At 41.4% G+C, this 25070-nt stretch carries 24 protein-coding genes; 12 read left to right on the forward strand and 12 right to left on the reverse strand.

Going from position 1 to position 25070, the window contains the following annotated elements; all coding sequences use genetic code 11:
• Positions 1–3 precede the first annotated feature (3 nt).
• Both BLU33_RS03590 and BLU33_RS03595 read right to left on the reverse strand, forming a co-directional pair.
• Positions 4–1182 carry an efflux RND transporter periplasmic adaptor subunit gene (locus tag BLU33_RS03590; RefSeq protein ID WP_232009388.1) on the reverse strand — a complete coding sequence of 393 codons (1179 nt, stop codon included), beginning with the start codon at positions 1180–1182 and terminating at the stop codon, positions 4–6.
• Between the two features lie 74 nt (positions 1183–1256).
• Positions 1257–1844 carry a TetR/AcrR family transcriptional regulator gene (locus BLU33_RS03595; protein WP_091369381.1) on the reverse strand — a complete coding sequence of 196 codons (588 nt, stop codon included), beginning with the start codon at positions 1842–1844 and terminating at the stop codon, positions 1257–1259.
• A 428-nt stretch (positions 1845–2272) separates the two neighbouring features.
• Between BLU33_RS03595 and BLU33_RS03600 the strand changes: the two genes are divergently transcribed.
• The 5 genes from BLU33_RS03600 (at position 2273) to BLU33_RS03620 (ending at position 6516) form a co-directional block, all read left to right on the forward strand.
• Positions 2273–2599 (forward strand): winged helix-turn-helix transcriptional regulator, encoded by a 327-nt coding sequence (locus BLU33_RS03600; RefSeq protein WP_091369385.1) that lies wholly within the window; start codon positions 2273–2275, stop codon positions 2597–2599.
• A 1-nt stretch (position 2600) separates the two neighbouring features.
• Positions 2601–3176 carry a DinB family protein gene (locus BLU33_RS03605; protein ID WP_091369389.1) on the forward strand — a complete coding sequence of 192 codons (576 nt, stop codon included), beginning with the start codon at positions 2601–2603 and terminating at the stop codon, positions 3174–3176.
• A gap of 57 nt (positions 3177–3233) precedes the next feature.
• Complete coding sequence (locus BLU33_RS03610) at positions 3234–4106, forward strand: EamA family transporter (protein ID WP_091369392.1); 873 nt, start codon at positions 3234–3236, stop codon at positions 4104–4106.
• 134 nt (positions 4107–4240) lie between these two features.
• Positions 4241–5296 (forward strand): HAMP domain-containing protein, encoded by a 1056-nt coding sequence (locus BLU33_RS03615; RefSeq protein WP_091369395.1) that lies wholly within the window; start codon positions 4241–4243, stop codon positions 5294–5296.
• Positions 5297–5430: 134 nt separating this feature from the next.
• Positions 5431–6516 (forward strand): 3-oxoacyl-ACP synthase III family protein, encoded by a 1086-nt coding sequence (locus tag BLU33_RS03620; RefSeq protein WP_091369398.1) that lies wholly within the window; start codon positions 5431–5433, stop codon positions 6514–6516.
• 56 nt (positions 6517–6572) lie between these two features.
• Here BLU33_RS03620 and BLU33_RS03625 read toward each other — a convergent pair whose 3' ends face one another.
• The 4 genes from BLU33_RS03625 to BLU33_RS03640 all read right to left on the reverse strand — a co-directional run bounded on the left by BLU33_RS03625 (position 6573) and on the right by BLU33_RS03640 (position 10869).
• Positions 6573–8519, reverse strand: a complete 1947-nt coding sequence (locus tag BLU33_RS03625) for a tetratricopeptide repeat-containing sensor histidine kinase (protein ID WP_091369400.1) — start codon at positions 8517–8519, stop codon at positions 6573–6575.
• A gap of 317 nt (positions 8520–8836) precedes the next feature.
• A complete protein-coding gene (locus BLU33_RS03630) occupies positions 8837–9262 on the reverse strand; it encodes a hypothetical protein (protein WP_091369403.1) in 426 nt (141 codons plus the stop codon).
• Between the two features lie 378 nt (positions 9263–9640).
• Complete coding sequence (gene efp, locus BLU33_RS03635) at positions 9641–10201, reverse strand: elongation factor P (protein WP_091369406.1); 561 nt, start codon at positions 10199–10201, stop codon at positions 9641–9643.
• Positions 10202–10422: 221 nt separating this feature from the next.
• Positions 10423–10869 (reverse strand): DoxX family protein, encoded by a 447-nt coding sequence (locus BLU33_RS03640; RefSeq protein ID WP_091369409.1) that lies wholly within the window; start codon positions 10867–10869, stop codon positions 10423–10425.
• A 233-nt stretch (positions 10870–11102) separates the two neighbouring features.
• Between BLU33_RS03640 and BLU33_RS03645 the strand changes: the two genes are divergently transcribed.
• On the forward strand, positions 11103–12047 hold the full coding sequence (locus BLU33_RS03645) for a hypothetical protein (protein WP_091369412.1): 945 nt from the start codon (positions 11103–11105) through the stop codon (positions 12045–12047).
• A 9-nt stretch (positions 12048–12056) separates the two neighbouring features.
• Here the strand turns inward: BLU33_RS03645 and BLU33_RS03650 are convergent, their stop codons facing one another.
• The 4 genes from BLU33_RS03650 to BLU33_RS03665 all read right to left on the reverse strand — a co-directional run bounded on the left by BLU33_RS03650 (position 12057) and on the right by BLU33_RS03665 (position 16198).
• Positions 12057–12560 carry a hypothetical protein gene (locus BLU33_RS03650; RefSeq protein ID WP_091369416.1) on the reverse strand — a complete coding sequence of 168 codons (504 nt, stop codon included), beginning with the start codon at positions 12558–12560 and terminating at the stop codon, positions 12057–12059.
• 116 nt (positions 12561–12676) lie between these two features.
• Positions 12677–14452 carry an aminopeptidase P family protein gene (locus BLU33_RS03655; RefSeq protein ID WP_091369419.1) on the reverse strand — a complete coding sequence of 592 codons (1776 nt, stop codon included), beginning with the start codon at positions 14450–14452 and terminating at the stop codon, positions 12677–12679.
• A gap of 81 nt (positions 14453–14533) precedes the next feature.
• On the reverse strand, positions 14534–15106 hold the full coding sequence (locus BLU33_RS03660; RefSeq protein ID WP_091369421.1) for a hypothetical protein: 573 nt from the start codon (positions 15104–15106) through the stop codon (positions 14534–14536).
• 186 nt (positions 15107–15292) lie between these two features.
• Positions 15293–16198 carry a bestrophin family protein gene (locus BLU33_RS03665; protein ID WP_091369424.1) on the reverse strand — a complete coding sequence of 302 codons (906 nt, stop codon included), beginning with the start codon at positions 16196–16198 and terminating at the stop codon, positions 15293–15295.
• Positions 16199–16343: 145 nt separating this feature from the next.
• On the opposite strand from BLU33_RS03665, the gene BLU33_RS03670 reads away from it, so the two are divergent.
• The 4 genes from BLU33_RS03670 (at position 16344) to BLU33_RS03685 (ending at position 20717) form a co-directional block, all read left to right on the forward strand.
• Complete coding sequence (locus tag BLU33_RS03670; protein ID WP_091369427.1) at positions 16344–17537, forward strand: metallophosphoesterase; 1194 nt, start codon at positions 16344–16346, stop codon at positions 17535–17537.
• Positions 17538–17592: 55 nt separating this feature from the next.
• Positions 17593–18084 (forward strand): DUF1003 domain-containing protein, encoded by a 492-nt coding sequence (locus tag BLU33_RS03675; RefSeq protein WP_091369431.1) that lies wholly within the window; start codon positions 17593–17595, stop codon positions 18082–18084.
• 49 nt (positions 18085–18133) lie between these two features.
• Complete coding sequence (locus tag BLU33_RS03680; RefSeq protein ID WP_091369434.1) at positions 18134–18721, forward strand: DUF4142 domain-containing protein; 588 nt, start codon at positions 18134–18136, stop codon at positions 18719–18721.
• A gap of 415 nt (positions 18722–19136) precedes the next feature.
• Positions 19137–20717, forward strand: coding sequence for a hypothetical protein (locus tag BLU33_RS03685; RefSeq protein WP_091369437.1), 1581 nt, complete (start codon positions 19137–19139; stop codon positions 20715–20717).
• A gap of 369 nt (positions 20718–21086) precedes the next feature.
• Here the strand turns inward: BLU33_RS03685 and BLU33_RS03690 are convergent, their stop codons facing one another.
• Both BLU33_RS03690 and BLU33_RS03695 read right to left on the reverse strand, forming a co-directional pair.
• The gene (locus BLU33_RS03690) at positions 21087–21314 is read right to left on the reverse strand and encodes a hypothetical protein (protein ID WP_091369440.1); all 228 of its coding nucleotides are present in this window, start codon (positions 21312–21314) and stop codon (positions 21087–21089) included.
• Between the two features lie 212 nt (positions 21315–21526).
• Positions 21527–22159, reverse strand: a complete 633-nt coding sequence (locus BLU33_RS03695) for a hypothetical protein (protein WP_091369443.1) — start codon at positions 22157–22159, stop codon at positions 21527–21529.
• A 366-nt stretch (positions 22160–22525) separates the two neighbouring features.
• On the opposite strand from BLU33_RS03695, the gene BLU33_RS03700 reads away from it, so the two are divergent.
• The gene (locus tag BLU33_RS03700; RefSeq protein WP_091369445.1) at positions 22526–23533 is read left to right on the forward strand and encodes a metal-dependent hydrolase; all 1008 of its coding nucleotides are present in this window, start codon (positions 22526–22528) and stop codon (positions 23531–23533) included.
• Positions 23534–23540: 7 nt separating this feature from the next.
• A complete protein-coding gene (gene cls / locus BLU33_RS03705; protein WP_091369448.1) occupies positions 23541–24986 on the forward strand; it encodes a cardiolipin synthase in 1446 nt (481 codons plus the stop codon).
• The last annotated feature ends 84 nt before the right edge of the window (positions 24987–25070 follow it).

A 25070-nucleotide genomic window follows, 5' to 3' on the forward strand; every position in this document is an offset into this window, starting at 1 on the left:
TTTTTAGTTTTTTAGATCCTGGTAAACCTTGTCAGCACTCATGGATTGTGGCGTAATTTTGGTGGAATCCTTTAGTGAGATGGTACCATCATAAACTATCTTATCACCCGCTTTTATGCCACCGGTAACTACATAATACTGTCCTGCGGTTAGTTCCATGATATCTACTTCCTGGTTCTTCACCAGGTTATTTTGATCGAGCACATACACAAAGTATTTACCCTGTAATTCGTATGCGGATTTTTGAGGAATCAAAATAGCCGCGGTTAATGCCTGTGGGATATCTACAGTTCCGGAGCTGCCGCTTCTTAACAAGTGCAGTGGATTGGGAAAGCCTGCCCGAAAGCTTGCCGAACCGGTACTGGTATTCAATACACCGCTAATTGTCTCTAAACGCCCTTTTTCGGGATATGCTGAACCATCGGCCAGTGCTAAATTTACATCCGGCGTATTTTTCAGCTTTTCATCCAAAGTGCTGCCTTTTACCGAGCGGGAAAAATCCAGCAGTTGTTTTTCATTTAGTGAAAAATAGGCATATACTTTGCCAATATTGGCTACAGTAGTTAAAGGGCTTGCAGTTGCACTGGTGATCAGGCTGCCTAAACGATAAGGTATTGAGCCCACAACACCATTTACCGGGCTGGTAACATATGTATAACCCAGGTTTACCTTGGCAGTGGCCAAAGCAGTTTGGGCCTGTGCCAATGCGGCTTTTTTTGTATCGAGGGTGTTTTGATCTGTTTGCAGTTCGTATTCGGAGATGATGCCTTTTTCAACCAGCGGCTTGGTTTTATTTACCGCTATTTCTGCTGAGTTGATATCTGCCTTTGCGCTGTTAATTGCTGCTATGGAATTAATAACAGTTTGCTCATACTCAGGTGCGCTGAGTTTGAACAATAGTTGTCCTTTTTTAACTACCGAGCCTTCATCAACATATATTTTTTCAATATAGCCATCCACTTTGGGGCGGATATCTATTGTTTGCTCACCCTGCATTACTGCAGGATAGCTGGTGTGCAGCGTAGCAGGTTGCGCTGTAACGGTAAATACCTCGTAGGTTGCTGGTGGTTGCTGTGCGCCCCCATTTGGATTAGCGCTGCCGCCGCAGGAGCTTAAAGCAATGATCATCGCGCTAATCATAGCTAGTCCGGCACTGGTTTTCTTCATTTTATAAGGCATCATTTTCATGTAGTTTCTAGTTTGATTTGTTATTGACGTTTATGTTTGACGGCTATGTCAGTATTATCTCAAAAAAATCAGTTGAATAGAATATCGATTATCATATTCTTTCTTTCCTGCATCAGTTTTTCAAAGTTTGTATCGTTAAGTTCAAGCATCTGCTCAAATAGCCGCCGGGTTAATAACGGATAGGCAACCAGGGATAATATATTGATCATGAAATTAATAGGCAACACCTTCTTGATCTCACCACTATCAGATGCCAGTTTTATCTCCTTTAAAAATTGCTGCATACCCGGTGATGGATCCCTGGCAGGGAAGCTAAATCCATTGGCGTTTATTTCGCTTATTAAAAAGGATTCTTTATAAGGATACTTCGTTAACTCGGTAGTAAACATATCAATAAAGGTAATCACCTTTTTCTTGAAAGGCATATCTGCACCCAATACCTCGTTCATTTTAGCGCCGGTATCGGCCATAGCTTCCCGAAATACTTGTTGAAAAAGAATGTCCTTAGACCGGAAATAATAATTGATGACAGTTCTGCTAACCCCCGCGGCCTCTGCAATATCCTGGGTAGTCGCATTAAATTTTCCTTCAGCAAAGAAAATCTGTTTTGCGGTATCCTTAATTATCTGCTCAGTGCCGGTGTCTCTAACTGCCATGTTTAAACTAAAATGTTTGACGCTTGTGTCAGGCAAATATAACTACTCATATATGATACTTCTGTCAACGGATTAACATTTTTATTGGTACCTCCTGAATCATTTTTTTAAAGGGGTATTTTATAAAATTAATTATTTTACAATAAGAAAGTATTGGTTTTGAGGTACATAAATAAATTAAAGCGCGGTATCTTTTTCAGGAGGATCGGCCATATTGAATTATGGCGGTGAAAGATTACGTGATTTTACCATATCAGCTAAAAGACGATGGTACGGGAATAAAGGAACAGCGATAAACTCATCGCGTTTTGGCTGCATCGATTTAAGAAGTACATAAAAAACGAAAACAGCCGGGAAATTATAAATATAATGCTACATTATTTGTAGCAATGCTACTTTTTGCGTAGCATTGTGAAAGGCAAATAATTATGGCATTACCCATTCCAGGCAAACCCGTTCGGGGGTCCAGATCCGGGCAGCCAATAATGGCCCTGTTTGATCTTTTAGGTCGAAATTGGTCTATGGGCATTATTTGGCATTTATCAAATGGTTCAAGCACATTCAGGCAACTTCAGGTTTATTGTGAATCCGTTTCTCCAACAACGCTGAATACACGGCTTAAAGAATTGACAAATGCATTCATCATTGAGAAAACGATGGATGGTTATGCGCTCACAGAACTAGGAAGAAGTATTTATGATCTGCTTGAACCAATGGGAAAGTTGGCAAAAGAATGGTCGGTTAAATTCCAGTAAAATGTCTGCTTACAGAAAGATACGCAAACCCAACGCAGCCGAATATCCCCCTTATTCGAGTATCTACATGGATTTATTAAAAAATGATGATTTAATACTCGATCATTTAGAAGAGAATTTTTATAAAATAAAGGACCTGATCTATTCCCTTTCTGAAGAAAAGCTTTTATACAGGTATGCTGAAAATAAATGGAGCATAAAAGAAATATTAGTACACTTAATTGATGACGAAAGGATTTTTTCATACAGGGCTTTGCGGTATGCCAGGAATGACAACACTCCGCTTCATGGATTTGATGAAAATAATTATACCAAATATGCACAAGCCGACCAACGGAGTTTAGATGACATATTTGAAGAATATTGGGCAGTAAGACGTGCTACCCTTTTACTGTTTCAGCATTTGCCTGAGGATTCTATGTTGAGGACTGGCGGCAGTGTTGACGAATACGGAAACGTTTTCAATATAAGGACAGTGAGGGCCTTGATTTATCATATTGCCGGACACGAATTAAGGCATATAAAAATTATTAAGGAGCGGTACCTGGATCTGAAATTGGACGGCGATGTTATTTAAATGACACCCTGGAAACGGTAGAGCGATTCGTGTATTTTTGCATGCGAATTATAATCAATGAAAAATAAAAAAGTATTTGAAATTCCGGCAGTGCCCGCAGTACTGCTGTCAATTATCAGTGTGCAGGGTGGTGCCGCAATTGCAAAAGGGATATTTCCGATCCTGGGTGCGACATCTACATCATGCTTAAGAATTGTTTTGTCAGCCCTGATCCTGCTCCTGTTTAACCGGCCCAACCTACGAAACCTGACCACTGCGCAATGGAAAGCAGTTGCCTTATATGGTTTGACTTTGGGTGCGATGAATATTGTTTTTTACATGGCTATAGCCCGTATACCGCTTGCGGTGGGTGTTGCTCTCGAGTTTATCGGTCCTTTGGCGCTGGCTTTAGTAGGCTCTAAACGCATAATAGATTTTTTATGGGTTATTCTCGCAGCAGTAGGGATAGCGCTCATTGCGCCATGGCATCACAATGGTTTAAATCTAACAGGTGTACTGCTGGCCTTGCTTGCCGGCGCATTCTGGGCGGCCTATATTCTGCTGGGCGGCCGTATCTCTAAAATGATGAATGCAAACAAGGCTGTTACCATCGGCATGATCTTCGCCTCTGTAGTTGTATTGCCGGTGGCTATAGGTGACGGATTAATAACCCATTTGAAGCCATGGATGTTGTTATCAGGCCTTGCACTGGCCTTACTTTCCAGTGCCATACCTTTTACTTTGGAGATGAGTGCCTTAAGGAAAATTCCGGCAAAAACTTTTAGCATTTTAATGAGCCTGGAACCGGCTGTGGCTGCGATATCCGGCCTGATTTTCCTGCATGAATACCTTTCATTATACGAATGGATAGCCGTAGCGTTAATTATCATCGCGAGCGCCGGCGCAGCACTAACCGCCAGGAAAGCTACTCCTGTAGCACCGGAGTCCTGATAATTTGTAGGCATATTCATTCGGATGGAAACTTGGGATAACCAAATCAACCGGAAATAAAAATTAGCTGATGTATTGTAAATGTGGCCTTTTGTTATTATTTTTAATCTTTCCCCGGCCTTTATTATTGCATCATGAGAATCAAAAAAAAGCTTTTTTTGGGTTTCGGGCTATTATTTATAGTAGTCCTGGTCTTTGGAGCCGTTTCCCTGTATTATATCGAAGTCATCTCCAAAACCGCCAGCATCACCTTAAAAAATAATTACCAGACATTAACTTTTACGCGGGCGATGCGCTCGGTATTGGATGAGCAGGATCTGCCGCTGAATTCCCTTGCAGCTGGAACATTTGATCTGGCTCTTAAAAAACAGGAAAATAATATTACCGAACATGGGGAGCGGGAGGCTACAAGTGGTGTGCGTTACTGTTTTGGCGTGCTGACGAACCCATCATCAGGTTTAAATGAACAACGCCAGGCAGAAAAAAAGATCCGGTCCCTGCTCACCACGATCGATGGATTAAACATGCAGGCGATTGTTTCTAAAAATGATAGCACGCATGCAACCGTCAACAAGGCAACCCTTTACCTGGGTAGCATGGTATTAATTACTTTTTTTATTCTTTTCATTTTGATTGCCGGTTTCCCCGGCTTTATACTTAATCCGCTGGAGGCATTGATAGAGGCTTTGCAGGAGATAAGCCGGAAAAATTATGATGCCCGTCTGGATTTCAAGGGGAGTGAAGAGTTTGCCCGGCTTGCCAATGCTTTTAATACTATGGCGGTTGAGCTTGGTACGCTGGAAAACGCAAGCCTCAGTAAAGTTTTAGCGGCCGAGAACCGGGTAACAAAGCTTATAGAGGAAACGCCGGATGCCATTATCGGTACCAATGAAAAGGCGGAAGTTCTATTTATGAATTCGGCAGCTAAACAAATCTTCAACCTGGGCGATCATGCCCCTGGCGGTCAGCCCCTGCATATATTACCCGGGCAAACCGGTTTACTGAAAGAGATCACATCGAACAAAGACCCTGAGCATATCCTTGAAATTAAACGCGGGGGGAAAATTGTCCGCTTTCAGCAAAAAAACCTGGAAATTAACGTACCTAATTTAAAAATCGACTTTGATTCATTACAGATGGCAAGCTACCCGGCGGGCATAATTTACCTGTTGAAGGAAATTCATGAATAGTTAAGATATTGGGTTTGCTCCCGGCTGATACCATCCGGAGACGACGGACATATTCATCCGATCTGGAAACTTCGAACAGTGGGAAAAGTATTTGCAAATTTCATATAAAATGTGTTACTTTTCCGAAAATTATCATGTCTGTTCAAACGTATTCCATCATCGTAGCCAGTGGTAGCTATATCCCAACAGTTACCGTAAAAAATGCCGATTTTTTAGATCATACCTTTTTTGACAGGAATGGCGTGGCCTTATCCAAAGCAAACGAAGTGGTCATTTCACAGCTGGAACAAATAACGGGTATTCGTGAAAGAAGATATGTTATTGATGACCTGGTTACATCTGATATCGCTTTTTTTGCAGCTCAGAGTGCATTAGAGTCTGGGGGGATTGATGCAGAGTCGCTCGATTATATCATTGTGGCACATAATTTTGGCGATGTTACTTCCAAAAACCTGGTGAGCGATATGGTGCCGGCTTTGGCTTCAAGGGTAAAGCACCGCCTGGGTATTGTTAACCCTCAAACCGTTGCCTATGATCTTCCATTTGGTTGTGCAGGCTGGTTACAGGGTATGATACAGGCCGATGGTTACCTGCGTTCAGGAAACGCAAAAAAAGTATTGGTTATTGGGGCTGAAACGCTCTCGAGGATAAGCGATCCGCATGACAGGGACTGTATGATATTTGCGGATGGTGCCGGAGCAGTTGTGCTAGCTGCTAAGGAAAGTGCAGTGCCAATAGGTATACTGGCCCATCACGCGGAAACAATTGCCGACGAATTGGTTTACGCTTTAAAAATGGGTGCCTCCAATAAACCGGGGTTCGGCGATAACCGGCTTTTTTTAAAAATGAGCGGGCATAAATTATATGAGCAGGTACTAAAAGTAGTGCCCGGCGTCATAAAAAAATGTATTGAAAAAGCTAATTTATCTTTAACAGATATCAGCAAAGTGCTCATCCATCAGGCCAATAATAAAATGGATGAGGCAATTTTGAAACTCTTGTTTGAGCTCTGCGAAACTAAGAGTATCCCTTTTGAGATTATGCCGATGACGATATCATGGTTGGGCAATAGTTCCGTAGCCACCTTACCAACTTTATACGACCTGATTAATAAAGCGCAAATGCCGGGCCATAGCTTTAATAAAAACGAAACCATTTTATTTGCCGCCGTAGGTGCCGGAGTTAATGTTAACGCCGTTGTTTATAGAAACTTCGAATAGCGGAAGTTCAAATAATGTGAATTGGTTGCAAATAATCAGTGTTTAAAACGGCAATCTTATGATGATGGTATGGTGAAATAGAAGGAGCTTCCTATATCTGTCTTACTTTCAAACCATAAAGTACCGTTATTTTTTTCTACAAGTTCCTTACATAATAAAAGACCGAGCCCGCTTCCTTTTTCGCTGGCTGTGCCAAAGGTTGTGTAGGATGAAAGCTTGTCAAATATTTTTGCCTGTGCTTCCTCCGGGATGCCTTTTCCGTTATCTTTTACTGTTATCAGTGTTAATGATTCTTTTTTTTCAGCGCCTAGCGTAACAATATCACCAGCTTTTGAAAATTTTACGGCGTTCTCCACCAAATTCCTGATCACGATATCAATCATTATTTCATCCCCATAAACAATTTCAGGTGTGGTTATATTCATAGCGGTTACCGTCACTTTTTTTTCGGCAGCCCTTGCTTTTATCAGCGTTATATTTTGTTCAATTACCTTTTGCACATCAAAGCGGGTTGGATTTGTGTGGATGCCATCCATCTGGCTTTTCGCCCAATACAGCAGGTTTTCAAGTAAATGTGAGGTTATTGTCAGATATTCGCCTGCTTTCTCAATCCAAAATTCACTTTCTTCTTCAGATAAATCTTCTTCCTTTAATACATTTATCATTTGATAGAGCGCGTGGATGGGGCCTCTCAAATCATGCCCTATAATGGAAAAAAGCCGGTCCTTAACCAGTACCAGTTCTTCCAGGCGTTCGTTTTGTTCCGATATATTTTTATTTTGCAAGGCCAATTGCTCGCTAAGTCTTCTTTTTTGTGTGTAGTTTCTGAAAAGAACGAACGCAAGTAATATCAAAAGCACGGCCCCAGCCGTTAAAATATCCCGTTTTAATTTTATTTTTTCCAGTTCTTTCTGACTTATAATTTTATCCTTATTCAGCAAGTCAATTTGCCTTTGCTTTTTATCCAGTTCATAGGTCGACTGTATATTCCTGATGGCTTTTTGTTTTCCTACCGTATTTAAACTATCGTTTAATTCAACTTCAAGGTTCCGGTAATAGAGTGCCTGCTTATAATTGCCCATTTTTTGATGGGTTAAGTATAATACATGATAAGCTGTTTGAATGAGTTCAACAATGCCAGATTTTTTGCTCTCTTCAAGACCTTTTTGTGCATACAGCATACTGGAATCATATTTACCGGTATAATATGAGGTAAGCGCCAGGCCGGTATGGGAGTAGGCAACATCTTCATCATCGCCTGCTTTTTGCGCAATATTAAGGGCCTCATAAAAGGAAGTTTGCGCCTGTGTGTAGTTTTTTTTGGTAATGTAATTTTCGCCTATATTATATAATGCGGTGGCAATGCTGCTGGGGTCTTTTACTCTTTTTGCTATAATTAGCGCCCGGGAATTATAGGCAATGGCAGAATCAGGCTGGCCTTTGTACTTAAATATTTCCCCCATGTTTACCAGTAGGGGATAGGTAGCAAAGCCTGTAGGATCATGCTGTTTCAGGGCTATCTTATAAGCTTGCCGGTTATAATAAAGTGCTTTTGCATAATCCTCCAAAGAGGTGTACATGCCGGCTATATTATTATATTCGTTTCCGGTTAATCCCTCCATGCCCAGTTTTTCACTGATGCGCAGGCATTGTAAGTGGCAGTCGAGGGATTCTGGCCAATTCCCTTTGTATCCCAGGGCTACTCCCTTTGCAAGATACCCCAGTGCAATACCTTTTTCAAAATGGATCTTTTTTGCAAGTTCAAGGGATTTATCTGCCATTAACAGCGCGCTGTCGGCATTTTTATTCCAATAGAGCCTGGAAATAGAGTAATAGATATTTACCCTGTCCGTATCATGCTTAGCTGTACTAAGTTTCTCAAAAAATACCTTGATATGGTCAGTTTGGGCGAAGCAGGAGGAAGTACATATAAAAGTTATTGTACCATATAGAATACTCCAAAATATATAAAGATGCAGTTTTATGGGTAAAGGTTTTGTCATGCAACTATTTCATTAATCGGTTAGGTTAAATTAAGATTATAACAGCAATTATAATAAGATATTTTTCTTAATAATTATCTTATAATTAGATATCATCGGGTTATACTTCATCTAATCCAAAATTGAATATAAGTCTTAATTTGGATAAATATATGATTGAATTGTATATAAGTGTATAATTATCAGGTTACTGTTTAAGTAACAGATAGCTATTAAAAGTGGTTTAACAGCTATAATGAGGTATTTATTATTATGTCTGGATGGGTAGTGAGAGACTACGTGCATATTGGTCCGATTTGGAAACTTCGAACAGCGGACTAACGAAGCTTAGTAAACTTCTTCCCAGCTTCATTCCATACCCAATATTCTTCTTTATACGTTGTAGTGGTAGGTTCAGGATCAGGGTTTACAATAATTAGCCTGCTGTTGGGCTGGAACTTATATCCCCGCTCAGCGTCTGTACCAGGATACACGATTCCTGTTTTTAAATCAACAACAACAGCGTACTGGCAATCTGATCCACAGCCCCAGTATACAAAGCAATAATGGCCTCCAAAGTTCAGACCGGTTGATCCATGGTACGCTACTTGGTCTTTTGTAGAATAATACGTGGTTCGTATTGCGGTTCGATATTGCTCTGCCAGTGCGTTACCTTTCAGCTTTAGCTTTGCGGGATGCCCTTTATACAATGGGACATTATAACTATTAAATGAATGTTGTTGAGCAACAACGGTTCTACTCATACTGATGAGACAGATGGCTAAGAGTAGGTTGCGATAGCGTTTCATTGATAACACTAAGATAGGATGTTTATTCATATGATATGTATAAGACGCATAGGTGCTCGGAAGATGAAAAAAGGAAGCATTGGCCTTGTGCGATTCCCGCCTTGGGGCGGGGAAGGGTGGGGTTTAACAGCTTATTTGATGTATAAACCCCTCCCTGCCACTTCACATCAACCACACCCCTCCCGTGGGAGGGAATTAAAATAGAAATGCAATCTTCCGGACATCTATGGTATAAAACCACAGAGAGAACAACCACGTATGCTTAAACCGAAACCCACAAAAAAAGCGGCTCTCATTGCATAGAGCCGCTAAAAATATTTTTATATCAGTTATTTATTTTACACGCTCAACATATTCTCCCGTGCGGGTATCTACCTTTATTTTATCGCCCTGGTTTACAAATAAGGGTACTTTTATTTCGATGCCATTTTCTGTTGTCGCGGTTTTTAACGCGCCTGAGGATGTATCGCCTTTAACAGCATGCTCGGCATAGGTTATTTCCAGCTCCACGAAGTTAGGCGCTTGCGCCATGATGGGTTCTTCGCTTTCAAAAGATACGATCACGTTCATACCTTCTTTCAGGAATTTTGCTGATGGGCCGAACAATGCTTTTGGGATATTAAACTGATCATATGTGGTATTATCCATTATCACCAGATGGTCGCCTTCTTCATACAGGTATTGGTAATCATTGGTTTCTACACGGCAAATTTCAACCTGTTCGTCGGTTGCTAAACGCGCCTCCACAATTCTTCCGGTTTTAATGTTACGGAATTTATCTAAATAAAATGCGCCGCCTTTACCCGGTGTGCGGTGCAGCACTTCTATAACAGTTACCAATTCGCCGTTGAAGCGTAAAATATTTCCTACTTTAATTTCAGATGCCTTTGCCATGAATTATATGATTCGTAAATTTTGGTGGCAAAGATAAATGCTTTTTTAAGTATTATGGCTTTTAATATTTAGTGAATTAGTGAATTAGTGAATTAGTGATTGAGTGATTTGAAAATTTGGTGATTTGAAAATTTGAAAATCAACTTGTGTATTTAAATCATCTTCAAATCAGCACATTCTCAAATCTTCAAATTAGTTAATTTATCGTTCACTGATTACAACTACATTCCATCTCTTCCACGTTCAATGGCCAAATAACCGTTGCCTTCCACAAAAAAGCAGATAACAGCCAGTAGCACGAACAGCGATAGCCAGAATTCAGAATAAGGTTTGAATATGTTTTCCCGGAAATTAACCAGGAACACCGCGCCAAACAGTATCGGTAAATTAAGCAGGCAAAATAAACGGGTACGTATACCCAGGGCAATACAAATGCCGCCTGCAAGGTGCAAAGCGATGATGAGGTATGTTAATAAAGTTAAAAATACTGACGTGCCTATTTCATCCGTCAACCCGGTTTCGTTCAGGAAATCTGCGAGTACATTGAGATTAAATATAAACTCAATCCCTTTCCATATGAGGACTAATCCGAGGGCGATCCTTACAAAATCTAACCATTTTGGGTAATGACTGTCACCCCATTCATGAATTTTATCGAGCGTTTTCATAAGATCTATAATTGGTATAATAAATAACGACTTTACGAACGATTGTAATATCAATATTACATAAAAAACAATCAAAAGTCAACAAAATGTGGAGGAAATGAGAGAATTATTTTGCTGTAGTCGGAGACTACGCACATCTGGGTTCGAAGTTTGGAAACTTCGAACAGCGGGAGCAATGGAAACCTTTTAAGAAATACCGTTAAAAATATTAAATTTGGAGTTTCAACCTTATCATGAACATAAAGCTTACACTCATCACTCTTTTATGGGCTTTTCTTGTCCTGAATGCCAATGCCCAGATTACTATCGTGGATGCCCGGAAACTTGATAATATAAGAAACGGCACCACCTATGTGATGGTTAAAAACGTTAATTTCCCAGATGCCAACCGTTATCTGAGTGCGCTTCAAGAAAATTGGACACTGACAAAAAATATACGCTTACTTTCGGGTAATGATCCTGATGTAAATATTAGCCCGGGAGACAGTTTTTTAAGTTTGGAAGCTACGTATGTAACAGAAAATAATACTACCAACATCTATTATTATCTCTGTTTTTGGACCTGTAAAGATAAATTCTTCAAAAAAGACCGTGCGCTTAAACAAAGCGATGAAGACCCAATAGCCCGCATAGCCCTTTCCGTGTCCCCGGAAGCTTTCATTTCAAGAAGCTTTTCTAAGATCAGAGATTTTTTTAACGACATGGACTTCGATGGCGGGGGAGTACTGTATAATTGGAGCCCAGGTATGCTAAAAAACTATATGCAACAATTAACCATATTGCTTCGTGCTGGCAAAAAGATTAAGGCTTACGATGATATTACCAATAAAGAACAGCTACCCGAATTAGCGAATAGTACGCTATACCTGCCTGATTTTAACTTTATTAAATACAATACTTTTGTTGGAAATGACACTGGAACATACGACGCCAGTAATGTGTTGGCAGATTATCATGCACCATACAAAGTTGTTACGAAAAAGGGGCTGGATTCGCTGATCCTGAATGAAAATAAGCCTATATATTACCTGTTGTTTATCAAGGACAGCTCAAGCAAAATCGTATGTGTTATCAATTCGGGTACAGGGGAAACAATTTATTCAAGGCATACTTCCTTGTCTTTTAATTTAAAATCAGGCGATCTGAAGGATTTATATAAAACAATGAGTAAGTTATAATGAGAAGGATTAAGCTTTAACCAAATCTTCCTGAACCCCAATGTCAATTAATACGGCCTTCAAGTAATTCGTTAATCTATATCTTCTAATAGCAAAACTTATGTACACGGGGGTTAAAAACATAATCCAGGCAAGTGCAACAAAAAGGAATTTACCTATTCCGGGCGTGAACCAAATACAAACTGCGCTGAATAATACCAGGAAACCAATTAGAAACCAAATACCATTAACAAACGGCTTAACAACCGCTTTTATTTCCGTGAAGCTACTACTTGTTTCAAAATGTAATATGGCTACGCCGATACCTCCGATTTGACCAAAGAAAAATGGATCTTGTTTGATTACCGCGCGGTAATCATCAACCTGTATTTTCTTGTAATTGATGTCTTTGATCGTAAGCCAACTATCTTTTGAGGACTCTTCTATACGTTCTTTAAAAGTGTTTACAATAACAGCTTTGGGCAGTGATGTATTTACTATAAACGTTCTATCAAATTTGTCTCTCAATGCCATAGCTAAATGTAAGATTTTCCTCCAACATCTGCATACATATATTAGCAGCAGTAAAAAGCAGGCTAATTAATTTTTCAAACAAAAAAGCACCCGCCATAAACGGGTGCTTTTCTTATTTAAATCGCTTTCGCTTTCTCCTTAAGCCATGCCTGTTCATCTGCCGATAAATGCGGGCTCAGTTTTTCATATACCAGCTGGTGGTAATGATTAAGCCAGTTGATATGGCTTTTTTCCAGCAAGTCTTTTTGGATCAGTGAGGTATCTATCAATGCCAGTGTGAGTGTTTCAAAGGCATAGAATTCGTTAAATTCATTGGTGCTGTGTTTAATGGTGAGCACCAGGTTCTCGATACGCACGCCATGTTTGCCGGGGCGGTATATACCCGGCTCTATTGAGGTGACCATGCCCAGCTCAACCGGTATTGCAACATTGGTTGGGTTAAATACCTGCGGACCTTCATGCACATTTAAATAAAAACCTATGCCATGACCAGTACCATGACCATAATTGATGGCATGGTCCCATAACGGGCGGCGACAAATTGCATCGATCTGGTAGCCACATGTCCCCTTTGGATATAAGGTTTTTGAACCCTCTATCATCGCTTTTAATACCAGCGTGTAATCGGTCTTTTCTTCTTCAGTATTATTACCCATAGGTATCATGCGGGTAATATCGGTAGTGCCGTAGTGGTACTGTCCGCCCGAATCAACCAAAAATAAACCTTCAGATAAAACTTCGCTGTCGCTTTCAGGCGTTGCAGAATAATGGGGCAATGCACCATGGCCTTTAAAGCCTGCAATGGTATTAAAACTGATCCCGGCAAAGCCATCCTGTTCTGTCCTGAAGCCTTGTAGTTTTTCGGCAGCAGAAAGTTCAGTGATCTTTGTTTTACCGATGTTTTCTTCAACCCATTTAAAAAAGCGGGTCATGGCTATGCCGTCTTTTACCATGGCAGTGCGCATGTTCTCAACTTCGGTTTCGTTTTTAAGGGCTTTGAAAAGCGTGGTAGGGTTAAGCTCCTGTATAATGGTTGCAGATGCAGGTATTTGTTTATACAAGCCAAAGCAGTTACGTTTTGGGTCAATCAATACGCTGCTGTCTGCAGGCAACGCGGCTAATGATGTTGCAATATCATCATAAGGCAAAACCTGTACACCTGCTTTATGTAAGGTGCTTGTATCTTCTGCTGATAATTTAGCCGGATCAATAAACAGCGCGGCATTTTCGGCACTGATAAGCGCGAAACTTAAAACTACCGGGTTATAGCTCACATCCTTACCACGGATGTTAAATAACCAGGCAATATCATCCAATGAAGAGATAAAATGGTGACTTGCTTTTGAAGTGTTTAATGATTGCCTTAAGGCCGATAGCTTACTGGCAGTAGACTGGCCCGTATATTTTTCATCTATCAAAAAAGCAGGAGCGGTTGGCAATGCCGGTCTGCCTGCCCAGATTGGATCTAAGAAGTCATAACTTTTAAACACGATCTGTTTATCGGCGAGTTGTTTTTCCAGTAGTTCACCTAATAGCACGGATAACAGTTTATCGTTAAAAGCTACCACGGCATGGTCATCCAGGATATCATGCAGCCATTGTATATATTCGGGAGCGTGTTGTACCTTAAGTTTCACCAATTCGTATCCGCTGTTTTTCAGTTGTTCACCGGCTTGCACAAAGTAGCGGAAATCGGTCCATAAGCCTGCGAAATCCTGGGTGATCACCAGCGTTCCGGCTGAGCCTGTAAAACCTGATGCAAAGTACAGGCATTTATAAAAATCGGGCAGGTATTCGCTGATATGCGGATCAGACGAGGGGATGATATATGCTGCTACACCATTGGCTTTCATCTGCTGGCGTATAGCACTCAACTTTTCTTTGTGTGTCATAATTACGGTGTTAAAATGCCCACAAAGTTAAGCTTTGGTCCGGATGATTCTTAACAAATACTAACCGTTTATTATCTGATATTACTTTATCGGGATATCATACAGCCGCGCTATAAAGAGGAGCTCGTATAAAATAAACAGTATGACCAGTGCTAAATGGAACTTAGGACTTTTAACCTTTATGCCCACCAGGCAAAGTATTAAAAGCACCGCGTTCCTGACAGGTACCTCCCATCCAAAATGGTAAAAATAATCTGTACCTTTTATCAGCGTATCAAAAATATCGGCAACAAAGGCAACTGACAGCAAGCCAAAAAACCAGCCCCGTCTGGAAAAGAAATAGTCCTTATAATCTTTGTAATCGTTAATATCGTCGGGGTAGAGGATGGTACATATCACATAATAATTGGTGATGTAGAGAACGATAAAGAAGTACGAGAAGAAATACCATTGCTTAATTTCGGTTAACCTGAGCTCGAACCACCAAAAGTGGATGAGGGTTAAATACATATATATTACCCACAACAAATGGGTGATATAAGGCTTTACGCGGTTAGGGTGCTGTATGAATTTTACCGTACCCCTCAATAAATGTGCTATGCTAAAGCTAAGGGTTATGGCAATAACATATTTTATGTGACTGAATACTTCCATTTATAAACGGTTAGGCTATTTAAGTTTATAAACTAATATACAACAAATTGTATAAAGGAATACATAGTGTAGTGTCAATTATAGAATGTCGCTAGTCATAAGCCTAAAGTCTTGAGTCAAAACTCAAAAAGAGCGAAATATGGGCTTTAGACTTACGACTAAAGACTGTTGACTTGACAATAGCTCTTAATCCAGCGTATAATCTTTAATTTTAGTTTGTTTGGGTAATGGTTTTCCGGCCATTTCGAGCAAGGTGGTTTCAATCATCAGGCTCATTGTGTTTAGCGCCAGATCGTTTGATTCCATGCCGAAGGGGTCTTCAATTTCTTCAGCAATAGCTTCAAGGGCTACAAAGGTGTAAGCGATGAAGGTAACAATGAGCGGTGTTAACCAGCCCAAACTATCAACAAAACCAAAGGGCAGTAAAAAGCAATAGATATAAACGGTACGGTGCAGCAATACCCGGTAAGTATAAGGTATGGGTGTTGATGCGATACGTTCGCAGCCGCCAACAATATCTGAAAGCTTATCCAGATTTTGGTCGAATGATGCCCGGAGTATAGCATGTGTACCTGCCCGCTGTACCCATGCGCTCATTTCACGCATTAATATAATGGGTTTATAGATGGTGGTTTTAAGTTGATCGGCCAATTCCGGGGATAGCCGTTGTTGCAGATCTTTATTGGCATCAGTGTGTCGTAACTGGTGCTTTAGAGCATAGGTAAAAGCGATCAGGTAATTTATAAAAGTGGCAACCTCTTCGCTTTCGGGCGAGTAACCACTGATGGTTAATGCCTGCCGGGCCAGTGAGCGTGTATCATTAAGCAGCGCGCCCCAAAGCTTGCGTGCTTCCCAAAAGCGCTCATAACTGGCATTGTTCCTGAAACCCAGGAAAAGCGCCAGCGCTATACCAAATAAGGTAAATGGGGCCGGATTTAGCGGTATTTTATAATGAAACAGCTTGCCTTTAAAATACACCACACCAATAGAAAGTACAAGCAATAGCAGTAAGCGCGGTAATACTTTTGGTAATACGGAGCCTTGCCATACAAAAAGCATCCGGAACCAGTTCTCATTATTTCTGATGATCATTTGTCAAATTTATAATAATGGGCGTAATCTATAAATGAAATTACGCACCTTTCGCCCTAATTTATTGTTCGATACTCATGCGGATGTAAAAATCCCTCAGCATCAAAACAATAGATATTTAAAATCGTCATTATTGTAATTATACATGAAACAAAGAATCCCCTTTATACTGCTACTTTGGATAGTAGCCGATATTTACTTTTTCCAGGCAATTGAAACTTTAACGCAGGCCACCATCATTTATTGGATCTACTGGCTGTTTGATATCGTACTTAGCTGCATTGTTGTATATGGTACATTACTCAGTAAACCGGGTACAACGCCGCCGAGGTTAACCTCATGGCTGATGGCTTTTATGCTGATATCGCTGGTACCTAAAATTTTGGTATTCCCTATCTTATTGCTCGAAGATCTGAGCCGGATGCTGCTTTATATCACCACCTCCGTTTATCCTGCCCGCAGGGAATGGGTAAGCGAAATAGCGCTCATCATTGCTGCCATACCATTTTTCGGGCTCATATACGGCATGATAGGCGGCCGTCACCGCTACAAAGTGCATAAGGTAACGCTAAAGTTTGATGACCTGCCCAAAGCATTTGACGGATTTACACTTACCCAGTTATCCGACATCCATTCCGGTAGTTTTACCAGTGAAAAAGGTGTTGAAAAAGGCATCAACATGGTTAACGCTCAAAAGAGTGATATGATACTATTTACAGGCGACCTGGTGAACAGCCGCGCAGCTGAAATGGATCAGTGGATCCCATTCTTTTCAAGGCTAAAAGCGCCTATGGGTAAATACTCGGTATTGGGTAACCATGATTATGGTGATTATACCAAGTGGGATAGCGAGGAAGAAAAAGCCGCTAATCTTGTACGCTTGAAAGAAGTTCATGGCGATATCGGCTTTAAGTTATTGCTAAATGAGGCCGTGCAGATTGAAAAGAACGGTGAATCTATCGCGTTGATAGGCGTTGAAAACTGGGGCAAGGGTGGCTTTCATAAATATGGCAGTTTAACCAAGGCAACTGAAGATGTGCGGAATGATGAATTTAAAATCCTGATGTCGCATGATCCATCACACTGGGAAGCTAAGACATTGGAGAATAAAAAGCATATCAACCTGACATTAGCAGGGCACACCCATGGTATGCAGTTTGGTATTGAGCTGTTCGGCTTTAAATGGAGCCCGGTAAAATATATGTACCCGCAATGGGCCGGTCTTTATGAAAACGCGGGCAAGTACCTGTATGTAAACCGAGGTTTTGGTTTCCTGGGCTACCAGGGCCGGATAGGCATATGGCCCGAGATAACCGTCATCACCCTAAAAAGCAGCTGAAACATTATTGTCGTTTGAGCATTTATTGTGATAATGAATTATTTATCATCAATTAATGGCAAAGCAGCAAATAATTACTAAGCAGGTTGAAACACCAAATTTGAAGTCGTCGCTGGATTTTACACGAACAAGGGCCGACCATTTCGCGGTTTTTGTGGCCAGTATATTGGGCAGCATCACTTTTTTGATCATCTGCATCATAATTTTCGTGGTATGGATAACCTATAATCTTAGTGCGTCAAAGCCATTCGATCCGTTTCCTTTTCCTGTATTGGAGATGACGGTATCTATATTCGCTATTATCCTATCGGTATCGGTGCTCATCAACCAAAACAGGCAGGGGAAGATAGATAAGGTTAGTCAGCAGGTTGAATTTGAAGTAAATGTGCGTGCCGAAGAGGAAATTACCAAAATGCTGACCATGTTGCACGAGATACAGCAAAAACTAGGCATAGCAACCCATGCGGGAGATAAGGAACTGGAAGAAATGAAATCCAGCACCGATGTAAAAGAGATCCATAAAAACATAGATGAAACAGGTAGTTAAAACTTATTGGCAGATAGGCTGTTGATAAGAAAAACTAAATTGTACTACCATGAAAAAACTAAGTTATGTATTAATGATTGCTGCTGGAGCACTAACTTTCCAGTCGTGTAATCATGGCGCTAAAGACGCCAAAGAAAGCGCCGATAGCCTTAATAAAACTAAGGATACCACAGCCAATGCTGCGGCAACAGGTGGTATTGCCGTAAACAGCGATGATGCCAAATTTGCTACCGCAGCTGCCAACGGCGGCATGGCCGAAGTTGAATTTGCCAAGCTGGCCCTCACAAAAACCAGCAACGCCCAGATCAAAGATTTTGCTAACATGATGGTCACTGATCATGGCAAGGCAAATGATACGCTTGCGGCGATAGCTAAAACCAAGAATATTACCCTGCCAACCATGTGCGATAGTGCCACCATGAAAAAAATGGATGATGTAGGCAAAAAAACCGGTGCCGACTTTGATAAAGCTTATGTTGATGCCATGATAGGTGGGCATAAAAAAGCATTAACGCTGATGCAGGATGAAGCCAAAAACGGAACCGATCCGCAACTGAAAGCTTTTGCTGCTAAAGTAGCACCAACCGTACAAATGCACCTGGATGCGATCAACAAGATCCATGATAGCATGAAATAATTTGGGGTGTTTAATTCAATGTAAAGGCCCGGAGCGATCCGGGCTTTTTTTGTTTTTGTATTAGTTGTTTTGAAAGATTTCTAAGGCAGAGGCTTGTGCGATTCCTTCCTCGGGGAAGGGAGGTAAGGGTTTCAAAACCAAGCTACTACTCACCATTCTCGCCACCGCAGGCATTCCGCTTATGGCTATTCCGTCCGCTCAAATGTTAACCTTCGCTCCCGCAAGCGTCCCGCTTGTGGCTATTCTGTCTGTCCGCTACCAGTGCGAACACTTGCGGACGTAGAACCACAAGCGGGACGCTTGCGGTAACCTAAGCTTATTTGGTAATTTACTCAACCGCATCCTTCTTCCGTAATGCCATTGTTACAAAAAATGAAACTAAAGCGGCTTTTAAAACGTTACTGTAGATACCTCTATGAAAACAACAGCCAATTACTACAAAAGCGCATTAAAAGCTATTTCCAAAATTTTATTGCTGATCATATTTCTGCTATCGCCTTTTTTTGCAGGCGCTATCGGCTTTAAATTCAAGATAAAAAACACCGCCAAAACCAATGTGGCAGTGTTTTATCGCATCAATAAAAAATCGGGAGGGTTTAAGTTAAAAACATTGATGAACCTGAAACCCGGTGAGGAAAAGGTGAAAGAAGTTTCGGTGGAGAAGGGCGATACGGTTGCCTTTTACGGTCAGGATGCGGAAGATCAAACCTCGGTAACGGTAAAGCGGGATTTCGCTATGCTGGATCAGAACAAGAGCACGGTTTACTATATCCCCATCATCATCCCCGAAAAACAAACTTCCAATTTCGAGTCGCTGGAGGGCCTGAGCGTAAAGCTGGAACATAACAAGGTGCTCAACTTTTTACTGAAGATGGATTCATCATCCATGAGCAGCCTATCCATGCTGGAGAACAACTTCCAGAACGTTTACCCGCTGGGGACCTTCATTTTTGTGGATACCAAAACCAACCGGCTATTATTGCCGCCACTGGAGCCATCATTCTGGAACAACAGCGAAAACTACCTGACGATACAGGATAGTTTATACGCCATGGTGAACAAGGAGCAGCGCGGCATGGCTAACGCGCAGGTTGGCTATTTTGTAGCCAAGATGTTCGACTCGTTACGGGTAAACAATACCGCCGAGCTGGAATTTAAGGCCAAGCTTTCCCTCATCAGGTGGAAGCCATCGGCTGAAGCGGATATCTACCAGATATTTAATGATAAGGCAGTAGAGGCATTCTTACAGAACTGCTACGCCCAGATCGATAACCCCGATCAGGAGTACCAGCGTTACCGGTTATACTTCCTGTCGTCGTATGAACGGATAGACGATTTGGAGATATACGGCAAACAATTCTACAACTTCGGTAATGAGGCCGATCTTTCCCTAAGCACCCCGGCGCAGGTTTTCAGCACCAGTTTGGGGGTAATGTATACCAAAAATAAAACGCTGAGTAATTACTACTCGGTACAAGGCGCAGTGCTGCGAACCAAGGCTTACGACTTTACATCGCTACTATTTAATGGCTTTAAAAACAATGTAAAGAATAAGATCATAGCCGAAACCTATGATAATCAGCATAAAATTATAGCTGCCATTGTGGATGAATACAAGAGCCTGGTAGCCTACAACCCCGACCCGGTACGACTAAGCCTGCAAGCTATTGATCCGAAGGATGCAACGCCATCATTGGTGCCGATTGAGACAACGGTAAATAATTTGTCCCCATATACGGCTATGGCATCGGATACCACCAAATCGGCAAACGCGGCAGCTAATAATTATAAGGTAGATACCTATAACAACAAGGTGAAATTCTTCAACTCGCACTTAAAGGAGATCAACAGCCTGATGAGGGAACTGGATCAAACCAATAACGATCTGGCTAAAATATCGCAAACCAATCCCGATAAGAGCTTTAGCAGCACGGTTAATTCGCCGGGGTTGCTGAAGGAGATAGAGGTGAATAGTCAGATTGTTAGGAAACAATGAGACTGAGAAGTCAAAAGTCAAAAAGCCGTTCATCGCATTACCGTACGTCATTGCGAGGGACGAAGTAATCCTCTATTGTGCAGGGCGAATTAGCATATCGTTGACCTATCATGTGAAGCCGCTCATGGGCGCGGAGCCCTAGTGTCGTGTCAATCATAAAATGTCGCTAGTCATGAGCCTAAAGTCTTGAGTCAAAATTCAAAAAGAACGAAATATGGCTTTAGACTTACGACTAAAGACTGTTGACATGACACTAGTTACTTTTGGCTTGATCCAAAAGTAACCAAAAGATCAAGACAAAAAGATCCTTCCGCCCACAGGCAAAACACCCAGGCCCGCGCTTTTTGTCGAGCCTTTGCCCACTTTTTATCACGGTTCAATTAAAGTATTTTGTTTTTGAAAATTGGATGAAGCTTTTTCTTCCCCTGTCAGTAGAACAGCTTCGGGTGAAATCAGGCAAAACGATGGCGGCCTTGTGCGTGGCAGGGCATAGGAAATTTTTGCAGCGCATAGGATGGTGCGCAATATGGCCGCAAAAAGATTCCAGCCCAGGTTTTGCCTGATTTGCAGGGTTGGCCCCGTGCGGCAAAGAAGCATTTCTACTGACTTGTCTTTTTGGTCCTTTTGTGGCGAAGACAAAAGGACTAGGGCTCCGCGCCCATGAGCGGCTTCACGCGACTCAATAGATAGCAATCTGCTCTGTACAGTCGCTTTTAAGGCAAGATATAGTCTATTGCATATAGTACCCGCGGCATGCATGAGCCAGCAGGGGGTGCAATAAGAGTGCTGAAAATATCCTTATTTATATGCTATTGTTTTATTTCGCAGGTAAGTTTTAACTCATGTTGAACAGCCCTATCATATTCATAACTGGCATCTACACCAGTACCCAGTACCTTAAATGTAAGACCTAAATTGGCATCATTTTCTATAGAAAATATTACATCAATAACAAAGTCTTGTTTATTTAAGCCGGGTATAGGGGTCGGGTCAAGTTTATCGTATGCTTTAGCTGCTGATATTATCAGTTTAGCCAGGGAAGAATCAGGTTTTGCGTTGGATCGTATTAAGCTTACACGGGATTTTATAGCATCTGCTTGTGGGGCCTGCAGATCAAATGTAACCGAACTGGATTTTAACACTTTGTTAGTATATGTCGGTTTAAATATTAAAACCGATATATCCCCTGCTGCTGTATATGTATTTGTAACTTGTACGGTAACTGATGCATTATCAGGGGTTATTTTAATACCGTTTAATTGCTCCTTAGCAATTTCATATTGTACTTTCAAGGCTGCAATAACATCATTAAGGTCAACCGGTGTTTGCGCCACTCCGTTTATATTTACTGTTTTGTTACGGGTAGCACAACCGGTAAAAAAAAAAGATGCAAAAATAACCAGGCCTATGCCGATTATTTTCAGGGTTGTTATTTTTTTCATTTTGATAAGTTTTTATAAAAAGGTTATAGATCTTAAATATTAGGTTGGCAGGATTTAATTTCATAAAGTTAATAGATAGATAATTTTAATAGGGGGGTATTTTAACGGTAATTGCAAAGGTGTTTTAACATTTCGCTACCGCAAGCGTCTCGCTTGTGGTTTACATACAAAATGATAGTAGTCTATTAACCACAAGCGAGACGCTTGCGGTAGCCAGGGTCCGTAGCGTGTCCGCTGTTGTCCATACCTTGAGCGGACGGACGCTTTTAATGTACTTCACCAAATTAGGTACGGACGGGTTCAGCTATTTCCCTCAAACATTATTATCTTCCGCCCCTTTAAAACAAAGAGGATATACTATCATTTATGGATTCTATTACCCATATAGCTTTAGGTGCTTGTGTTGGCGAAATATTATTGAGTAAAAAGCTGGGTAAAAAGGCTTTGCTATGGGGCATCGTCGCGCAAAACTTGCCTGATATTGATACCCTCCCCGGTATTTTTATGCGCGGCGATAGGGCTCTATTGTTTCACCGGGGTATTACGCATTCCCTGTTTTTTGCTTTGGTAATTGGCTTGCTGCTGGCCTGGCTGGCAAAAAATATCCACCGAAAACCTAACATTCCCTTTGCAACGCTGGCATTCTTCTTCTGTTTTCAATTAGGGCTGCATGACCTGCTCGATACCTGCAACAGTTACGGCACCGGGTTGTTGGAGCCATTCAGTCATCACCGCTTCTCCATTAATTTGCTATATGTGGCTGACCCCTTGTTTACTATCAGCCTGGTGGTGGTAGCATTGCTGTTGATATTTAAAAGCAGTAAGGCTAAACATCGTGTTACATGGGCGTCAATGGCTATTGCGGTTTCGGTGGCTTATTTGTGCTTTTCGGCTATCAATAAAATAGCAATCGATAATAAGGTTGATGCCACTATCAAACAGCAAAATTATTTTACCACACCTGCGCCGTTCAATAATATGCTGTGGTATGTGGTAGCTAATGCCGGTAGCGGTTATTATACGGGGTATAGTTCTATTTGGGATAAGTCGGCCATTGTTTATGGGTTTCATCCTAAAAATGATTTCTTAATAAATAAATCAGGCAATGCCAGCCTGAAAAATAACTTAATAACCTTTGCCGATGATTATTATACCGTAACTGATTCGGGTAAAACCATCTATGTAAATATCCTGCGGTTTGAGCAAGTACAGGGCTGGCAAAATACGCGGGAGCCATTTGCATTACGTTACCCTTTATCGGCTATGGATAACGAAAACATGATCATACAGAAAGGCAGGCTAACCGGTTGGAACAAAAAATCGTTTAAACTGTATTTAGAACGTATCGCCGGAAGGCAAACTCAAACTAAATAAAATCAGAATGCACCTGGACATACTTATAGGGACAGCTTATATCCTCCTCATTATATTTGTTTGTCTTAGGATACTGTATGATATCCAGTCGACCACCAAAACGTTTGCTTACTTGCTGGTGGTTATTTTTCTGCCGGTGATAGGCATGGTCATTTACTTTGCCGTAGGCGCCAACTACCGAAAAAACAAGCTGTACAGCAAAAAGATAGTGAACGATCACCATCTGCTGGCAGAGATCAGGGAGAAGATAGTGCATGAATCGGAAAAATCATTGGATAGCGGCGAGCATGAGGTAAAGAGCCATAAAAAACTGGCCCGGATGCTGATGAATGATAACAGCCCGCTCACTGGCAACAATGAGGTAAAGCTGTTGCTGAACGGCGAGAATAAGTTCCCCGAAGTATTGCAGGCATTAAGGGATGCGAAGCACCACATCCACATGGAGTATTATATTTTTGAGGATGATAACATTGGCAACCAGGTGAAAGACATCCTGGTACAAAAGGTTGCCGAAGGGGTTAAGGTGCGGTTTATTTATGATGATTTTGGGAGCCGATCCATCCGTAATAAGTTTGTGGATGACCTGAACGCGGCAGGGGTAGAGGCTTATCCTTTTTATAAGATATTGTTCATCGCCTTATCCAACCGCACCAATTATCGCGATCACCGCAAGATCATTGTTATTGATGGTTGTACGGGTTTTGTAGGCGGTATAAACGTGAGCGACAGGTATATCAACGGTATCGACAAAAAGCAGCTTTACTGGCGTGATACGCATGTGCGTATTGATGGCCCGGGTGTATATTACCTGCAATACCTGTTTATATGCGACTGGAATTTTTGCTCGGGAAAAAAGCTGCCCATCCTGCCCGATTACTTCTGCTCAACCCCAAGCAAACATGGCAAGGCCATTGTACAGATAGCCGCCAGTGGTCCCGATTCAGATACACCTACCATCATGTTTTCGCTGATGGAAACCATAGGCATGGCACAGGATGAGTTGCTGATTACATCACCTTATTTTATCCCTGGTGAAAGTATATTGGATGTTATGCGTGTAGCGGCATTAAGTGGTGTAAAGATAAAGCTGCTGGTACCCGATGTGTCGGATTCGGCATTGGTAAATGCGGCGGCACGGTCGTACTATGGCGAGATACTGGATGCTGGTGCTGAGATCTACCTGTACAAAAAAGGTTTCGTTCATGCCAAGACCATGGTAGCGGATGGACAACTGGCTATCATCGGCACAGCTAACATGGATCACCGTAGCTTCGAGCTTAATTTTGAGGTGAACAGTATGATCTACGACACTAAAATAGCGCAACAACTGCGCGATGCCTTTTATGATGATATAAAAGATGCGGTACAGATCAACCGCAAAACATGGGCAAAGCGCACATTGTTTAAACAGCTCCCCGAAAAGCTGTGCCGGTTATTATCGCCGCTTTTATAGCCATTGCATGCCAGCAAATCAGGTCGTTTTTAGCAAAACACGACATAATAACCGGATTTTATATTTTTTTGGAATAGGAATGCG

It is taken from the genome of Mucilaginibacter mallensis (assembly GCF_900105165.1).
Classification (GTDB): Bacteria; Bacteroidota; Bacteroidia; order Sphingobacteriales; family Sphingobacteriaceae; genus Mucilaginibacter; species Mucilaginibacter mallensis.

Bases quoted from the DNA above. Each gene is read 5' to 3' on its own strand.
- BLU33_RS03680 (WP_091369434.1), top strand. From the start codon at position 18,134: ATGAAAAAACTAAGTTATGTATTAATGATTGCTGCTGGAGCACTAACT.
- BLU33_RS03675 (WP_091369431.1), top strand. From the start codon at position 17,593: ATGGCAAAGCAGCAAATAATTACTAAGCAGGTTGAAACACCAAATTTG.
- BLU33_RS03685 (WP_091369437.1), top strand. From the start codon at position 19,137: ATGAAAACAACAGCCAATTACTACAAAAGCGCATTAAAAGCTATTTCC.
- BLU33_RS03625 (WP_091369400.1), bottom strand. From the start codon at position 8,519: ATGACAAAACCTTTACCCATAAAACTGCATCTTTATATATTTTGGAGT.
- BLU33_RS03665 (WP_091369424.1), bottom strand. From the start codon at position 16,198: ATGATCATCAGAAATAATGAGAACTGGTTCCGGATGCTTTTTGTATGG.
- BLU33_RS03650 (WP_091369416.1), bottom strand. From the start codon at position 12,560: ATGGCATTGAGAGACAAATTTGATAGAACGTTTATAGTAAATACATCA.
- BLU33_RS03645 (WP_091369412.1), top strand. From the start codon at position 11,103: ATGAACATAAAGCTTACACTCATCACTCTTTTATGGGCTTTTCTTGTC.
- BLU33_RS03630 (WP_091369403.1), bottom strand. From the start codon at position 9,262: ATGAGTAGAACCGTTGTTGCTCAACAACATTCATTTAATAGTTATAAT.
- BLU33_RS03695 (WP_091369443.1), bottom strand. From the start codon at position 22,159: ATGAAAAAAATAACAACCCTGAAAATAATCGGCATAGGCCTGGTTATT.
- BLU33_RS03620 (WP_091369398.1), top strand. From the start codon at position 5,431: ATGTCTGTTCAAACGTATTCCATCATCGTAGCCAGTGGTAGCTATATC.
- BLU33_RS03595 (WP_091369381.1), bottom strand. From the start codon at position 1,844: ATGGCAGTTAGAGACACCGGCACTGAGCAGATAATTAAGGATACCGCA.
- BLU33_RS03615 (WP_091369395.1), top strand. From the start codon at position 4,241: ATGAGAATCAAAAAAAAGCTTTTTTTGGGTTTCGGGCTATTATTTATA.
- BLU33_RS03610 (WP_091369392.1), top strand. From the start codon at position 3,234: ATGAAAAATAAAAAAGTATTTGAAATTCCGGCAGTGCCCGCAGTACTG.
- BLU33_RS03655 (WP_091369419.1), bottom strand. From the start codon at position 14,452: ATGACACACAAAGAAAAGTTGAGTGCTATACGCCAGCAGATGAAAGCC.
- BLU33_RS03600 (WP_091369385.1), top strand. From the start codon at position 2,273: ATGGCATTACCCATTCCAGGCAAACCCGTTCGGGGGTCCAGATCCGGG.
- efp (WP_091369406.1), bottom strand. From the start codon at position 10,201: ATGGCAAAGGCATCTGAAATTAAAGTAGGAAATATTTTACGCTTCAAC.
- BLU33_RS03640 (WP_091369409.1), bottom strand. From the start codon at position 10,869: ATGAAAACGCTCGATAAAATTCATGAATGGGGTGACAGTCATTACCCA.
- BLU33_RS03660 (WP_091369421.1), bottom strand. From the start codon at position 15,106: ATGGAAGTATTCAGTCACATAAAATATGTTATTGCCATAACCCTTAGC.
- BLU33_RS03590 (WP_232009388.1), bottom strand. From the start codon at position 1,182: ATGATGCCTTATAAAATGAAGAAAACCAGTGCCGGACTAGCTATGATT.
- BLU33_RS03670 (WP_091369427.1), top strand. From the start codon at position 16,344: ATGAAACAAAGAATCCCCTTTATACTGCTACTTTGGATAGTAGCCGAT.
- cls (WP_091369448.1), top strand. From the start codon at position 23,541: ATGCACCTGGACATACTTATAGGGACAGCTTATATCCTCCTCATTATA.
- BLU33_RS03700 (WP_091369445.1), top strand. From the start codon at position 22,526: ATGGATTCTATTACCCATATAGCTTTAGGTGCTTGTGTTGGCGAAATA.
- BLU33_RS03605 (WP_091369389.1), top strand. From the start codon at position 2,601: ATGTCTGCTTACAGAAAGATACGCAAACCCAACGCAGCCGAATATCCC.
- BLU33_RS03690 (WP_091369440.1), bottom strand. From the start codon at position 21,314: ATGCTTCTTTGCCGCACGGGGCCAACCCTGCAAATCAGGCAAAACCTG.